This is a genomic window from Geodermatophilus sp. SYSU D00697 (genome assembly GCF_054050175.1).
Window position 1 is genome coordinate 120177 of sequence record NZ_JBJGYV010000013.1, and the last position, 14085, is coordinate 134261.

General features: G+C 75.8%; 9 protein-coding genes. 5 read left to right on the forward strand and 4 right to left on the reverse strand.

Annotated features, from left to right (window positions below; translation table 11 throughout):
* The first annotated feature begins 29 nt into the window (after window positions 1-29).
* Window positions 30-797, forward strand: a complete 768-nt coding sequence (locus ACI79C_RS13390) for an endonuclease/exonuclease/phosphatase family protein (protein ID WP_456946149.1) — start codon at window positions 30-32, stop codon at window positions 795-797.
* A 41-nt stretch (window positions 798-838) separates the two neighbouring features.
* On the opposite strand, the gene ACI79C_RS13395 is transcribed toward ACI79C_RS13390, so the two are convergent.
* The 3 genes from ACI79C_RS13395 to ACI79C_RS13405 all read right to left on the reverse strand — a co-directional run bounded on the left by ACI79C_RS13395 (window position 839) and on the right by ACI79C_RS13405 (window position 3372).
* Window positions 839-2494 carry an AMP-binding protein gene (locus ACI79C_RS13395; protein ID WP_456946150.1) on the reverse strand — a complete coding sequence of 552 codons (1656 nt, stop codon included), beginning with the start codon at window positions 2492-2494 and terminating at the stop codon, window positions 839-841.
* A complete protein-coding gene (locus tag ACI79C_RS13400) occupies window positions 2491-2709 on the reverse strand; it encodes a hypothetical protein (RefSeq protein ID WP_456946151.1) in 219 nt (72 codons plus the stop codon). The genes ACI79C_RS13395 and ACI79C_RS13400 overlap by 4 nt, the downstream gene beginning before the upstream one ends.
* 90 nt (window positions 2710-2799) lie before the next feature.
* Entirely contained in the window at window positions 2800-3372 is a 573-nt protein-coding gene (locus ACI79C_RS13405; protein ID WP_456946152.1) for a hypothetical protein, read from the reverse strand.
* A 76-nt stretch (window positions 3373-3448) separates the two neighbouring features.
* Between ACI79C_RS13405 and ACI79C_RS13410 the strand changes: the two genes are divergently transcribed.
* The 4 genes from ACI79C_RS13410 to ACI79C_RS13425 all read left to right on the forward strand — a co-directional run bounded on the left by ACI79C_RS13410 (window position 3449) and on the right by ACI79C_RS13425 (window position 10932).
* Entirely contained in the window at window positions 3449-5707 is a 2259-nt protein-coding gene (locus ACI79C_RS13410) for a helicase-associated domain-containing protein (RefSeq protein ID WP_456946153.1), read from the forward strand.
* Between the two features lie 53 nt (window positions 5708-5760).
* The gene (locus ACI79C_RS13415; protein ID WP_456946154.1) at window positions 5761-7041 is read left to right on the forward strand and encodes a class I SAM-dependent methyltransferase; all 1281 of its coding nucleotides are present in this window, start codon (window positions 5761-5763) and stop codon (window positions 7039-7041) included.
* A gap of 124 nt (window positions 7042-7165) precedes the next feature.
* Entirely contained in the window at window positions 7166-8851 is a 1686-nt protein-coding gene (locus ACI79C_RS13420) for a DNA repair helicase XPB (RefSeq protein ID WP_456946155.1), read from the forward strand.
* 278 nt (window positions 8852-9129) lie between these two features.
* Window positions 9130-10932, forward strand: coding sequence for a DEAD/DEAH box helicase (locus ACI79C_RS13425; protein WP_456946156.1), 1803 nt, complete (start codon window positions 9130-9132; stop codon window positions 10930-10932).
* A 123-nt stretch (window positions 10933-11055) separates the two neighbouring features.
* Here the strand turns inward: ACI79C_RS13425 and ACI79C_RS13430 are convergent, their stop codons facing one another.
* Window positions 11056-14043, reverse strand: coding sequence for an ATP-binding protein (locus ACI79C_RS13430; protein ID WP_456946157.1), 2988 nt, complete (start codon window positions 14041-14043; stop codon window positions 11056-11058).
* Window positions 14044-14085: the final 42 nt, after the last annotated feature.

Consider the following 14085-nt stretch of genomic DNA (forward strand, 5'->3'; position numbering starts at 1 on the left):
ACGGCGGCTCCCGGGGCACAGGAGCCAGCGTGCGGATCGCGACGTTCAACATCCTCCACGGCCGCTCCCCCGTCGACGACCGGGTCGACGTCGAGCGGCTCGCCGCCGCGGTGAAGAGCCTCGACGCCGACGTCCTGGGCCTGCAGGAGGTCGACCGCGACCAGCCGCGCTCGATGGGCGCGGACCTCACCGCGGTCGCCGCGGAGGCGATGGGTGCGGTGGACTCCCAGTTCGTGGCGGCGCTGCACGGCACGCCGGGCGGCACCTGGATGGCGGCGACCGGCGACGAGCAGCCCGGCTCGGCGACCTACGGGATCGCGCTGCTGTCCCGGTACCCGGTGGTGTCGTGGCGGGTGGTGCGGCTGCCGGCGCTGCGCAGCCGGGTGCCGGTGTGGTTCCGCGGGGCACCCCGGCCGAAGCTGGTCGGCGACGAGCCGCGGGTCGCCGTCGCCGCCGTCATCGAGGGCCCGTCGGGCCAGCTCACCGTCTGCAACACCCACCTGTCGTTCGTCCCCGGGTGGGGCGCGCTGCAGCTGTCGAAGCTGGTGCGCTCGCTGACCGGGACCCGCGAGCCGCTGGTCCTCATGGGCGACCTGAACATGCAGGCGCCCCAGGCGGTGCGGGTCAGCGGGTTGCAGCCCCTGGCCGCCGGCTCGCCGACCTTCCCGGTGGACGCGCCGACCCGCCAGCTCGACCACGTGCTCGCCCGCGGCCCGATCGCCGGGAGCGGCCCGGCGGAGGCGGTGCGCCTGCCGCTGTCCGATCACCGCGCCCTCGTCGTGTCCGCGACGGTCTAGCGGAGGGCAGGAGTGGAGGATCCCTGCACTCCTGCACTCGGCTACGCGTTGCGGACGGCGGCGGCCGACTGCAGGCCGAGCTCCTCGATGGAGACCTCGCGCATCTCGACCTTGCGCACCTTGCCGGTGACCGTCATCGGGAAGCCGTCGACGACCTTCACGTAGCGCGGGATCTTGTAGTGGGCGAGCTTGCCGGCGCAGAACTCCCGCAGCGACTCCACGGTCACCTCCGCGGCGCCCTCGCGCAGCCGCACCCAGGCCATGAGCTCCTCGCCGAAGCGCTCGTCGGGGACCCCGATGACCTGGGCCTCGATGATGTCGGGGTGGGTGAAGAGGAACTCCTCCACCTCCCGCGGGTACACGTTCTCGCCGCCGCGGATCACCATGTCCTTGATCCGGCCGACGATGTTGAGGTAGCCCTCGCCGTCCATCACCGCGAGGTCCCCGGTGTGCATCCAGCGGGCGGCGTCGATGACCTCGGCGGTCTTCTCCGGCTCGTTCCAGTAGCCGAGCATCACCGAGTACCCGCGGGTGCAGAACTCGCCGGGGGTGCCGCGCGGGACGGTGAGCCCGGTCTCGGGGTCGATGACCTTCACCTCGAGGTGCGGGTGCACCCGGCCCACGGTGGAGGTGCGCCGGTCGAGGTCGTCGTCGGCCCCGGTCTGGGTGGAGACCGGTGAGGTCTCGGTCATCCCGTAGCAGATGGTCACCTCGGTCATGCCCATCTCGGCGACCACCCGCTTCATCACCTCGACCGGGCACGGGGAGCCGGCCATGATCCCGGTCCGCAGGCTCGACAGGTCGTAGGAAGCGAAGTCGGGCAGCGCGAGCTCGGCGATGAACATCGTCGGGACGCCGTACAGCGACGTGCACCGCTCTTCCTGGACCGCCTGCAACGTGGCCGCGGGGTCGAAGCCGGGTGCGGGGATCACCATCGTCGCGCCGTGGCTGGTGGCCGCCAGGTTGCCCATGCCCATGCCGAAGCAGTGGTAGTAGGGCACCGGGATGCAGATCCGGTCGGCCTCGGTGTAGCCGCAGCCCTCCCCCACGAAGAACCCGTTGTTGAGCAGGTTGTGGTGGGTGAGCGTGGCGCCCTTCGGGAAGCCGGTGGTGCCCGACGTGTACTGGATGTTGATCGGGTCGTCCGCCGAGAGCTGGGCCTCCCGCTCGGCGAGCAGCCCGCGGTCGCCGTCCCGCCCGGTGGCCACCAGCCGGTCCCACTCCGGGGAGCCGAGGAAGACGACCTCGCGCAGGTCGGCGCAGGAGTCCCGCACCTCGGTGACCATCGCCCGGTAGTCGCTGGTCTTGAACTCCGGTGCGCTGACCAGGACCGAGATGCCGGCCTGCTGCAGGACGTAGGCCAGCTCGTGGGTGCGGTAGGCCGGGTTGATGTTGACCAGGATCGCGCCGAGCTTGGCCGTCGCGTACTGGACGAAGGCCCACTCCGCGCAGTTCGGCGCCCAGATCCCGACCCGGTCGCCCTTGGCGACGCCCAGCGCGTCCAGCCCGAGGGCGACCGCGTCGACCTCCGCGACGAACTGCGGGTAGCTGAACCGGCGACCCGTGGCGCACTCGACCAGCGCCTCGTGGTCGCCCACCCGCGCTGCCGTCCGGTCGAGGTTGGCCCCGATGGTGTCGCCGAGCAGGGGGACCGTGGAGGTCCCGCTGCTGTAGGACGGCAGCGCGGGGGCGCTCACCTCTCGACCGCCTGCACGCCCGCGCGGTTGGGCTTGTCGGTCGGGTGCGCGTACCGGATCTTGCTCGGCGGCAGCGGGAACCCGTGGTCCTCACCGAAGGGCGAGAGCGGACCGGCCGGCTCGGCGGTGAACTCCGTCAGCGGCGGGCCGCCGTCCACCGACTGACCCCAGGTGGGCTCCACCAGGTGCGCGTGCTTGGTCTTCCGCTTGGCCATCTCGCCGTGCCTCTCGTCGTTCTGGTGCGGACACCGCGCGGTGCCTGCGTCGGGGACATCTTCGCGGAAGCGATACCCCGAACGCACGCACTACGCCTCGCAGGGGGAGCCGGGCGCCGGACGCCGGCCGGTCACGCGGGCGCCGTAGACGGTCGGCAGCCCGTCGGCGGTGAGCACCCACTCGCGCGGTCCGACGGGCGCGGCACGGACCACCGCGTCGTGCAGCTGCTGCACCGCGCGGGTCCGCCACACCGCGGTGCTGGCCAGCCGCAGCCGCACCGGGGCGGCGTACGGGTCGGTCTCGTCGTAGCCCTCGGGCTCGAACGCGAGCACCGCCGGGCCGGCGACCCGCAGCACCCCGGTCTGCCAGGGCACCCGCCGCAGCGCCCGCTGCCACCGCCGGTGGCGGAGCAGCGCACCGGCGCCCGCGACGGCCGCGACCGTCCCCGCGACGACCAGCACGACGACCAGCAGCCCGGCACCCGGGACCCGCCGGCCGGAGTCCTCGGCGATGCCGACCGCTGCCGCGCCGAGCAGCACCCCCAGGACCACGGCGATCACCCCGCCGGCCAGCCACCGCCACCCGCCGGCCTGGTAGCCGGTGAGCGCCGCCTGCGTCTGGGGGTCCTCGGCCGCCGGGTGCACCCGGTCATGCTGGCGCACCGCGACCCACCTGGCGGGGAGGGGCTGTCCGGACGACGTCGGCGGGACCCGGCCGCGACGTCGTAGCGTGGACCGGATGCCTGCCGAACGCCCCGCCACGCTCTCGGCGTGGCTGCGCACCCGCAGCGACGAGCAGCTGGCCGCGCTCCTGGCGGCCCGCCCCGACGTCGCCCGGCCGGCTCCCTCCGACGTCGTCGCCCTGGCCAGCCGGCTGGCGGTGCCGGTGTCGGTCGACCGCGCCCTCGACGAGCTGGACGCCGCGACGCTGCAGGTGCTCGACGTGGTGCTGCTGGCCGACACCGACGGCGTGGAGGCCGCGGAGCTGCCCGCCGCCCTCCCGGAGGTCCCCGACGACGTCCTGGAGACCGGCCTCGACCGGCTGGCGACCCGCGCGCTGCTGTGGGGCGACGAGGTCCTGCACGCGCCCGACCCGGTGCGCCGCGCCGTCCGGTATCCCGCTGGGCTGGGCCGGCGGGCGGCCGAGCTGCGGCTGACCCTGCCGGCCGACCTGCCCGCAGCGCTCGGTGAGCTGTCGGCCGAGGAGCGCGAGGTCCTCGAGCGGCTGGCGGGGGACCGTCCGGTCGGCCACCTGCCCGACACCCCCGGCAACGGCCCCTCCCCCGCCCGGCGGCTGCTCCAGCGCGGCCTGCTCGTCCGGATCGACGCCCTCAACGTGGAACTGCCACGCGAGGTCGGGCTGGTGCTGCGTGGCGGCCGTCCCTTCGGCCCGCCCCGGCTGCGTCCGGAGCCCGGGGTCGTGGAACGCGACCCGGCCGTCGTGGACCGGCAGTCGGCCGGCGCGGCGCTGGAGACGATCGGCCGCGTCGGCGAGCTCCTGGTCCTGCTCGAGGAGGAGCCCGCCGGGCTCCTGCGCAGCGGCGGGATCGGGGTCCGCGACCAGAAGCGGCTGGCCCGGGCACTGCACGTCACCGAACCGGAGGCCGGCTGGCTGCTGGAGCTCGCGCACGTCTCCGGGCTGCTCGACGTCGGCGGGCCGCACCGCGACGAGTGGCTGCCCACGCGGGCCTACGACCTGTGGCGGGAGCAGGACCTCCACGACCGGTGGGCGACGCTGGCCGCCGGCTGGCTGGACGCCGTCCGACTGCCCGCGCTGGCCGGTCAGCGCGACGTCTCGGGCAAGGCGGTCAACGCCCTCTCCCCCGACCTGGTGCGGCACACCGCGCCGGCGATCCGCCGGTCGGCACTGGCCACCCTCGCCGAGTACCCGCCCGGCACCGGCCTGGCCGCCGACGACCTGGTGGCCCTGCTGCGCTGGCGGACCCCGCGCCGCGCCGACCGGCTGGCCCCGGTGCCCGACGTCCTCACCGAGGCCACCCGGTTGGGGGTGCTGGTCGGCGGGGTGCTCTCCACGGGTGGTCGCGGGCTGCTGACGGGTGGGGAGGACGGGGCGGCCGACGGGATGCGCGGTCTGCTGCCGGAGCCGGTCGACCACGTGCTCGCCCAGCCCGACCTGTCCCTGATCGCTCCCGGGCCGCTGGTGGCCGAGCTCGCCGACACCCTCGCCGTCGTCGCCGACGTCGAGTCCTCCGGCGGGGCGACGGTGTTCCGGGTGTCGGAGTCCAGCGTGCGGCGGGCGCTGGACTCCGGGTGGTCGGCCACCGACCTGCACGAGTTCCTCGCCCGCGCCTCCCGGACGCCGGTCCCCCAGGCGCTGGACTACCTCGTCGACGACGTCGCCCGCCAGCACGGCCGGCTGCGGGTGGGCGCGATCGAGAGCTACGTGCGCTCCGACGACCACGGGCTGCTCTCGCAGGTGCTCAACGACCGGCGGACGGCGGAGGCCGAGCTCCGCCGCCTGGCGCCGGGGGTGCTGGTCAGCGTGCTCGGCGCCGACGAGGTGCTCACCGTGCTGCGCGCGGCGGGCTACGCCCCGGCCGGCGAGTCCCCCGGCGGCGCCGTCCTCACCCGGCCCCCGGCCCGGCCGCGCGCCGCCGGGCGCCGGCCTGGCAGCTCCGCCCCGCAGGCGCCGCGGCCGCTGAGCAGCGAGGAGGTGGACGCCACGGTCCGCGAGATCCGCGCCGGCGACGCCGCCCTCGCCGCCCGCCGCGGCGAGGCGGTGCGCCAGGTGCCCGGCGTGACCACCGCCGGCACGCTGGAGCTGCTCTCCCGCGCCGTCCGCGAGGGCGTGCCGGTGTGGCTGGGCTACGTCGACGCCCAGGGCAGCGGCAGCCAGCGGGTCGTGCAGCCGGTGTCGCTGGCCGGCGGGTACCTCCAGGGGTACGACGAGCGCCGCGGGGAGAGCCGCACCTTCGCCGTCCACCGCATCACCTCGGTGGCCCTGGTCGAGGACGGGGAGCAGGCCGCCTCGTCCTGACCGGTGGCGCAACCGCTTGCCTCGCGCAACGGATCGCACGACGCTGCCCGGTCATGGGGATCGAGCAGACCGTCGCGGCCCGCCTGGGCGCGGCCGTGCAGGGGGTCCTGGGCGTCGACGAGTTGCCCGTCCGGTTGCGCGCGTGGGACGGGTCCCTGGCCGGTCCGGACGGCGCCCCGGTGATCGCCGTGCGCTCCCGCCGCGCGGTGCGCCGGCTGGTGTGGTCGCCCGGCGAGCTGGGGCTGGGCCGCGCCTACGTGGCCGGGGAACTCGACCTGGAGGGCGACGTCTTCGACACGCTCTCGGCACTGTCCTCGACCGGGCGGCTGGCTTCCGACGACGCGCCGCCGTTGTCGCTGCGGGACCGGGCGGGCCTGCTGCGCACCGCGGCCTCGCTCGGCGCCCTCGGGCCCGAACCAGCCCCGCCGCCGGAGGAGGTCCGGCTGCGGCGGTTCGGCCGGCGGCACTCGAGGGCGCGGGACGCCGCCGCGATCTCCCACCACTACGACCTCAGCAACGACTTCTACGCGCTGGTCCTCGGCCCGTCGATGGTCTACTCGTGCGCCGTCTGGGAGTCCCCGGCCACCGGACTGGACGCCGCCCAGGAGGCCAAGCTCGACCTCGTCTGCCGCAAGCTGGCCCTGGGGCCGGGGGCGCGGCTGCTGGACGTGGGCTGCGGCTGGGGCAGCCTGGCGCTGCACGCGGCGCAGCGGTACGGGGCGCGGGTCGTCGGGGTCACGCTCTCCACCGCGCAGGCCGGGCTGGCCCGGTCCCGGGTGGCCGAGGCCGGGCTGGCCGACCGGGTGGAGATCCGGGTCCAGGACTTCCGGGACGTGGCCGACGGCCCCTTCGACGCGATCAGCTCGATCGGCATGGCCGAGCACGTCGGCGCCGCCGGGATGCCCGGGTACGCGCGGGCGCTGCACGACCTGCTGCGCCCCGGTGGCCGGCTGCTCAACCACGCCATCGCCTGGAACGCGGGGGTACCCGACTTCGACCCCGACACGTTCATCACCCGGTTCGTCTTCCCCGACGGCGAACTGCTCAGCCTGGCCGGCACGGTGGCCGCCCTCGAGGGCCAGGGGCTCGAGGTGCTCGACGTCGAGGCCCTCCGCAGGCACTACGGGTTCACCCTCCGGGCGTGGGTGGAGCGGCTGGAGAAGCACTGGGACGCCGCGGTCGCGCTGACCGGACCGGGCCGGGCACGGGTGTGGCGGCTCTACATGGCCGCGAGCGCGCTGGCCTTCGAGGCCGGGCGGATGGGGGTCGACCAGGTCCTGCTGCAGCGGCCGGGCGGGGACCCACCGCCGCTGCGGCTGCGGGAGTGGATCTGACGCCTGCCGCCGGGAAGGCCCTGTCGGTCCCCGTCGTTACCGTGACGGTGGCCCTCCCGCGGCCGCCCTCTCCCCCTGCCGACGCCGTCCGTGCCGGCAGGACGCCCGCTGCCGAAAGGTTCCCGTGAGCGACGGACCCCTCATCGTCCAGTCGGACAAGACCCTGCTGCTCGAGGTCGACCACCCGCTGGCCCGCGACTGCCGCGCGGCGATCGCGCCGTTCGCCGAGCTGGAGCGCTCGCCGGAGCACGTGCACACCTACCGGATCACCCCGCTGGCGCTGTGGAACGCCCGCGCCGCGGGCCACGACGCCGAGCAGGTCGTCGACGCGCTGGTGCGGTACTCCCGCTACCCCGTGCCGCACGCGCTGCTGGTCGACGTCGCCGACACGATGGACCGCTTCGGCCGGCTGACGCTGGCCAACAACCCCGTGCACGGCCTCGTGCTCACCACCTCCGACCGCGCGGTGCTCGAGGAGGTCATCCGCAGCAAGCGGGTGGCCCCGATGCTGGGCGCCCGGATCGACGAGGACACCGTCGTCGTCCACCCGTCGGAGCGCGGGCGGCTCAAGCAGGCGCTGCTCAAGGTCGGCTGGCCGGCGGAGGACCTCGCCGGCTACGTCGACGGACAGGCCCACCCCATCGAGCTCGACCAGAGCGGCTGGCACCTGCGCGACTACCAGCAGGAGGCCGTCGAGGGCTTCTGGTCCGGCGGGTCGGGCGTCGTCGTCCTGCCCTGCGGCGCCGGCAAGACGCTGGTCGGTGCGGCGGCGATGGCCGAGGCCAAGGCGACCACGCTGATCCTGGTGACCAACACCGTCGCGGGGCGGCAGTGGAAGCGCGAGCTCATCGCGCGCACGTCGCTGACCGAGGACGAGATCGGCGAGTACTCCGGCGAGCGCAAGGAGATCCGCCCGGTCACCATCGCCACCTACCAGGTGATCACCACGCGCCGGAAGGGCGAGTACCGGCACCTGGACCTGTTCGACGCGCAGGACTGGGGCCTGATCGTCTACGACGAGGTGCACCTGCTCCCCGCGCCGATCTTCCGGCTGACCGCCGACCTGCAGTCCCGCCGGCGGCTCGGCCTCACCGCCACCCTGGTGCGCGAGGACGGCCGGGAGGACGACGTGTTCTCCCTCATCGGCCCGAAGCGCTACGACGCCCCGTGGCGGGACATCGAGGCCCAGGGCTACATCGCGCCGGCCGAGTGCATCGAGGTGCGGGTGTCCCTCGACGACGAGGAGCGGATGACCTACGCGGTCGCCGAGCCCGAGGAGCGGTACCGGATCGCGGCCACGGCGTCGTCCAAGCTGCCGGTGATCCGCCGCGTGCTGGAGCGCCACCCCGACGAGCAGAAGCTGGTCATCGGCGCCTACCTCGACCAGCTCGAGGAGCTCGGCCAGGCCCTGGACGCGCCGGTCATCCAGGGGTCGACGACCAACCGCGAGCGGGAGAAGCTCTTCGACGCCTTCCGGGCCGGGGAGATCCGCACGCTGGTGGTCTCCAAGGTCGCCAACTTCTCGATCGACCTGCCCGAGGCCGCCGTCGCCGTCCAGGTGTCGGGCACCTTCGGCTCCCGGCAGGAGGAGGCTCAGCGCCTCGGCCGGGTGCTGCGGCCCAAGGCCGACGGTCGGCAGGCGCACTTCTACACGGTCGTCAGCCGGGACACCCTCGACAGCGAGTACGCCGCCCACCGGCAGCGGTTCCTCGCCGAGCAGGGCTACGCGTACACGATCGTCGACGCCGCCGACCTGGCCGGCCCCGGCGAGGTCAACGGCCCCGACTGGGTGGACGAGCCCGCCGACTGAGACAGAGCGTCGTGTGCGCGCATCGTGGTCTCGCACCGTCGGAGACCGCGATGCGCGCACACGACGCGCTCGGCTGACCTCTGAGCGGGGCGCCTGGGGCCTGCGAGACGGAACGGCTCGTCCCACCACTCGAGACGATCGCCACACTCCCGACCGCTCACGGGTGTCCGTGCAGGTCAGGGTGGCGTCGCGTGACCCCATACGACGCCGGACGGGTGGCGCGCGGGAGGTGGCCGGTTGGGCGTGTTGCCTCCGGCGCAGGCAGGATGACCCACGACATGGGGAGTGCAGCACGTGCGGAGGCGGTCGCCCCGCAGAGGACCAGCCGACCGCTCCGGGCCTGGCAGCAGGCCGCTCTGGAGGAGTACGAGCAGGAGTCCCCGAAGGACTTCCTCGTCACCGCCACCCCGGGCGCGGGCAAGACGACCTTCGCCCTCACCCTCGCCGCGCGGCTGCTGCAGCGCCGCGAGGTCGCCCGCGTCATCGTCGTCTGCCCGACCGACCACCTGCGGCTGCAGTGGGCCGACGCGGCCGACCGGATGGGCATCGTCCTCGACCCCGGGCTGACCAACGCCGTCGGGCCGGTGCGCGCCGGCACCCAGGGCTACGTGACCACCTACGCCCAGGTCGCCGGCAAGCCGATGCTGCACGCCGCCCGGGCCACCGCGGTGAAGACGCTGGTCATCCTCGACGAGGTGCACCACGCCGGGGACGGCCTCTCGTGGGGCGAGGCGATCGAGGAGGCCTACGGCTTCGCCGCGCGCCGGCTCTGCCTCACCGGCACGCCGTTCCGCACCAAGGCCGACGAGCGCATCCCCTTCGTCCGCTACGAGGAGGACGGGTTCGAGGGGGACGACGGCGAGGGCGGCATGGGCCTGGTCAGCCGCGCCGACTACACCTACGGCTACAAGGAGGCGCTGGCCGACAACGTCGTCCGCCCGGTCGTCTTCGCCGCGTACACCGGGACGTCGCGCTGGCGGAACTCCGCCGGAGAGGTGGTCGCGGCGTCCCTGTCGGAGGCCGGCACCCGGTCGGTCGAGATGCAGGCCTGGCGGACGGCGCTGGACCCCAAGGGCCAGTGGGTGCCGCACGTGATCGCCGCCATGGACGACCGGATCACGCACCTGCGGGAGGAGGGCGGCATGCCCGACGCCGCGGGGCTGATCCTCGCCAGCGACCAGGACGACGCCCGCGCCTACGCCCGCATCGTCAAGCGGGTGACCGGCAAGGCGCCCGAGCTGATCCTGTCCGACGACCCCAAGGCCTCGAAGAAGATCGAGCGCTTCGCGGCCGGGTCGGCGCGGATCGCCGTCTGCGTGCGGATGATCTCCGAGGGGGTCGACGTCCCGCGGGCCGCCGTCCTCGCGTGGATGACCTCGTACCGGACGCCGCTGTTCTTCGCCCAGGCCGTCGGCCGCGTCGTCCGCTCGCGGGCCGCGCACGAGTCGGCCACCGTGTTCCTCCCCGCCGTCCGGCCGCTGCTGGGCCTGGCCGCGTCGCTGGAGAAGGAACGCAACCACGTCATGCCGCCGCCCAAGGCGCAGGACCCGGAGGCGCTCGACCTCGACCCGCTGCCGCCCAAGGAGCGGGAGACCCCCGACGGCGTCAGGCAGTTCGAGGCGCTGGAGGCCGACGCCCGCTTCGCGCACGTGCTGCACGGCGGCACGGCGCACACCGGCGAGGGCCGGCCGGCCACCGTGTCGCTGGGCGCCGAGGAGGAGGAGTTCCTCGGCATCCCGGGTCTGCTCACCGCCGAGCAGACCGCCTCGCTGCTGGCCAAGCGGGACGACGAGCTGCGGGCCCGGATCGCCGAGCGCGCGCACCACGACGACGACGAGGACGGCGGCCTCTTCCCGGTCGAGGACCACCCGGAGGAGGACGACGCCGGCCGCTCCTGGCGCGACGCCGCCGAGCTGCGCCGGGAGATCAACCGGCTGGTCAGCCGGGTGTCGGCCAAGACGTCCACGCCGCACGCGGTGGTGCACACCCAGCTGCGCAAGTCGGTGCCCGGGCCGCCGTCGGCCTCGGCGTCGGTCGACGTGCTCCGCGCCCGCCGCGAGCGCCTGCGCACGATGCTCTGACACCGTCCGGGTCGTCGAGCCATGCGAACTCGTGGCCATCGGCGGCCGATCGCCACGAGTTCGCATGACTCGGCGACATCGGGGCGGACGCGGGCACGGGCGCGCGGCGGGATGGGCCGGCGGTCACCCCGTCGCGGTGTCGGGAGCGGGCAGCAGCCCGCGAGCGGCGGCGATCGCCACGGCCTCGGTCCGCCCGCCGGCGCCCAGCTTGGCCAGGATGTTGCTGACGTGCACGCTCGCGGTCTTCTCGCTGATGTAGAGCTCGGCGCCGATCTGCCGGTTGGTGCGGCCCTGGGCCAGCAACCGCAGCACCTCGGTCTCCCGCGGGGTGAAGACGGCCGCCGGGTCGGGCAGCCGCCCGGCGCCGGGCAGGTCGAGCGGGATCCGGGCCCGGCGGGCCAGGGCGAGCACCGCCGCCCGCAGCGGCGCGGCTCCCAGACGGTCGGCGACCGCCGCGGCCTGCGCCAGCTGCTCGGCGGCCGCGGTGCGGTCGTCGGCCGCGAGCAGCGCTCCGGCCAGCCGCCACCGGCTGCGGGCCTGCTCGTAGACGTCGCCGTAGCCGAAGACGTCGACGGCCTCCCGCCACCGCGCGACCGCGTCATCGCCGGCCAGGCCTGCCACCTCCGCCTCGACGCGGGCACGCCAGGCGGCGGCCTCGACGCCGAACTCACCGACGGTCCGCAGGTGGTCCTCGACGGCCGCGCGCGCCAGGCCGGCCAGCTCCTCGCCGGTCGACACCCAGTGCTCGACGGCGGGGTCCCCGGCCCGGCGGGCGGCGGCGGCCGCGTCGGCGACCGGCGCCAGCGCGAGCGCGGCCAGGCGGACCACGGCCAGCCGGTCGCTGCCCCAGTAGGACTCCACCTGCTCGGCGGCCGTGCGCGCCCGGTCGGCCGCAGTTCCCGCGTCCCCCGCCCACGCGGCGAGGTCGATCTCGGCACCTGCCGTGGTCAGGAGCAACAGGACGTGTGCGTCCAGTCGCGAGACCAGCCCCCGGGCCCACGCCACCCGCTCCGCCGCGGCCGGGTCCCCGCGGCCCACCTGCACGAGCAGGCCCGCCGCGCGCACGTGCGCCGACATCTCCGGCACCCGTGCCAGCTGGTCGGCCAGCGCCAGGCTGCCGTCCCAGTCGCCGGAGACGTACCGGGCCACCACGCCGAGGTGACGCAGCTCGGCGGGGTAGAACGCCCACTCCGCTCCGAGCGCCCGCGCCCGCTCCAGGCCCAGGTCGATCCACTCCAGCGCCTCGGTCACCCCGCCGGCCTCGTACGGGACGATCGCCAGGTTGAACAGCACCCGCATCTCGACGTCGGTGTCGCCCGAGCGGCGGGCGCGGGCCAGGGCCTCCTGCAGCCGCGCACGCACCGCCGCGGGGTCGCCCACCCCGCGGACCCGGGCCAGCGAGACGGCGGTGTCGGCCCAGGCGCTGTCGAGGCCCAGGGCGTCGGCCGCGGCCAGGGCCTCCTCGGCGGCCGCGTCGCCCTCCGCCCACAGGCCCAGGTCGTAGCTGGTCCGCGCGTGCGTGGCCGCGGCCCAGGTGCGCACGACCGACGGCGGCTCGGCCGGCACGAGCGCCATCGCCCGGGCGCTCTCCCGGTGCGCCGTGGCCTGGTGCTCGCCGCGGCCGAGTGCCTGCGCGAGCGTGTAGTGCACCCGCGCCCGGGCGACCGGGTCGCCGTCCTCGCCGAGCAGGTCCAGCGCCGAGCGCAGCAGCGCGATCGCACGGTGCAGCTCGCCGCCCCGCCGCGCCGCGGCCGCGGTGTCGAGGATGAGGCCCGCCTGGTCCCGCCCGGCCCGCTCGGCGGCGTCGGGGACCGCGGGCCAGAGCGCGAGCGCCGCCTCGAGGTGCTGCAGCTGTTCCGCGGGGGCGCCGACCGCGGCGGCCTCGGCGGCCGCCTCCAGCGACGCCGAGAAGGCGCCTGCGAGGTCGTTGCTGGCGCGGGCGTGGTGGGCGAGCTCGGCGGCGGTGCCGGCGCCCGGCGTGGCGGCGAGGTGGGCGGCGATCGCCGCGTGCAGGCGGACCCGCTCGCCGGGCAGCAGGTCGGCCAGCACGGCCTCGCGCAGCAGCGCGTGCCGGAAGCGGTAGCGGCCGTCGGCGGAGACGACGAGCAGGTGGTGGTGCACCGCCTCGGCCAGCGCCGCCTCCAGCTCCGCCGGGGCCAGGCCGGCGACGGCGGCGACCAGGTCGTGCCGCACCCGCCGGCCCGCGACCGCGGCGACCCGCAGCACGCGCTGGGCCGCCTCGCCCAGCTGCTCGACGCGGGCCAGCAGCACGTCGGTCAGGGCCAGCGGCAGCGACTCCCCCGCCAGGCCCGCCACGAGCAGCTCCTCGGCGTAGAAGGCGTTGCCCTCGGCGCGGGCCACGACGTCCTCGACGGTCCGCTCCGGGACGCCGGCGGCCAGCCCGCGGACCAGCTCGCCGACCGCCGCGTCGGGCAGCGGGCCGAGCTCGAGCCGCTCGACCCCGGGGAGCCGCACCAGCTCGGCCAGCAGCGGCCGCAGAGGGTGGCGCCGGTGCAGGTCGTCGGCGCGGTAGGAGACGACCAGGGCGATCGGCTCGTCGGCCAGCCGCGCGAGCAGGTAGCGCAGCAGGTCCCGACTGGAGCGGTCGGCCCAGTGCGCGTCCTCCAGCACGAGGAGCAGCGGGGTGGTCGCGGCCAGCTCGACCAGCAGCGCGGCCACCGACTCGAACAGCTGCAGCCGGCCGTCGTCCAGGGCCGGGCGGGCCAGCCGCGGCAGCGGGCGGCCGAGGTCGGCGGCGTCCCCCGCGGGGAGCTCGGGCGCCCCGGCCGCCCCCCGACCGGTGAACAGCCCGGTCAGGGCCGGCTGACCCGCGGCGGCCGGGTCGGCGGCCACCGGACGGAGCAGGTCCACGAACGGCAGGTAGGGCAGCCCGACGTCACCGAGGTCCACGCAGTGGCCGGTGAGCACGCGCACGCCCCGCTCGGCGGCCCGGGCGGCGAGCTCGTCGAGCAGGCGGGTCTTGCCGACCCCGGCGTCCCCGGAGAGGAGCACCGCGCCGGCCCGCCCCTCGAGGGCGCGGTCGACCGACGCGAGCAGGCGGGCGAGCTCCTCGCCTCGCCCCACCAACGGTCGGTCGTCCCACTGCGGCACGAGGCCGATCGTGGCAGAGCCCTCCGACGGGGCCGGGACCAG

Coding starts and splice junctions, on each gene's coding strand:
- ACI79C_RS13400 (WP_456946151.1), bottom strand. CDS start 2,709: ATGGCCAAGCGGAAGACCAAGCACGCGCACCTGGTGGAGCCCACCTGG.
- ACI79C_RS13410 (WP_456946153.1), top strand. CDS start 3,449: ATGCCTGCCGAACGCCCCGCCACGCTCTCGGCGTGGCTGCGCACCCGC.
- ACI79C_RS13415 (WP_456946154.1), top strand. CDS start 5,761: ATGGGGATCGAGCAGACCGTCGCGGCCCGCCTGGGCGCGGCCGTGCAG.
- ACI79C_RS13425 (WP_456946156.1), top strand. CDS start 9,130: ATGGGGAGTGCAGCACGTGCGGAGGCGGTCGCCCCGCAGAGGACCAGC.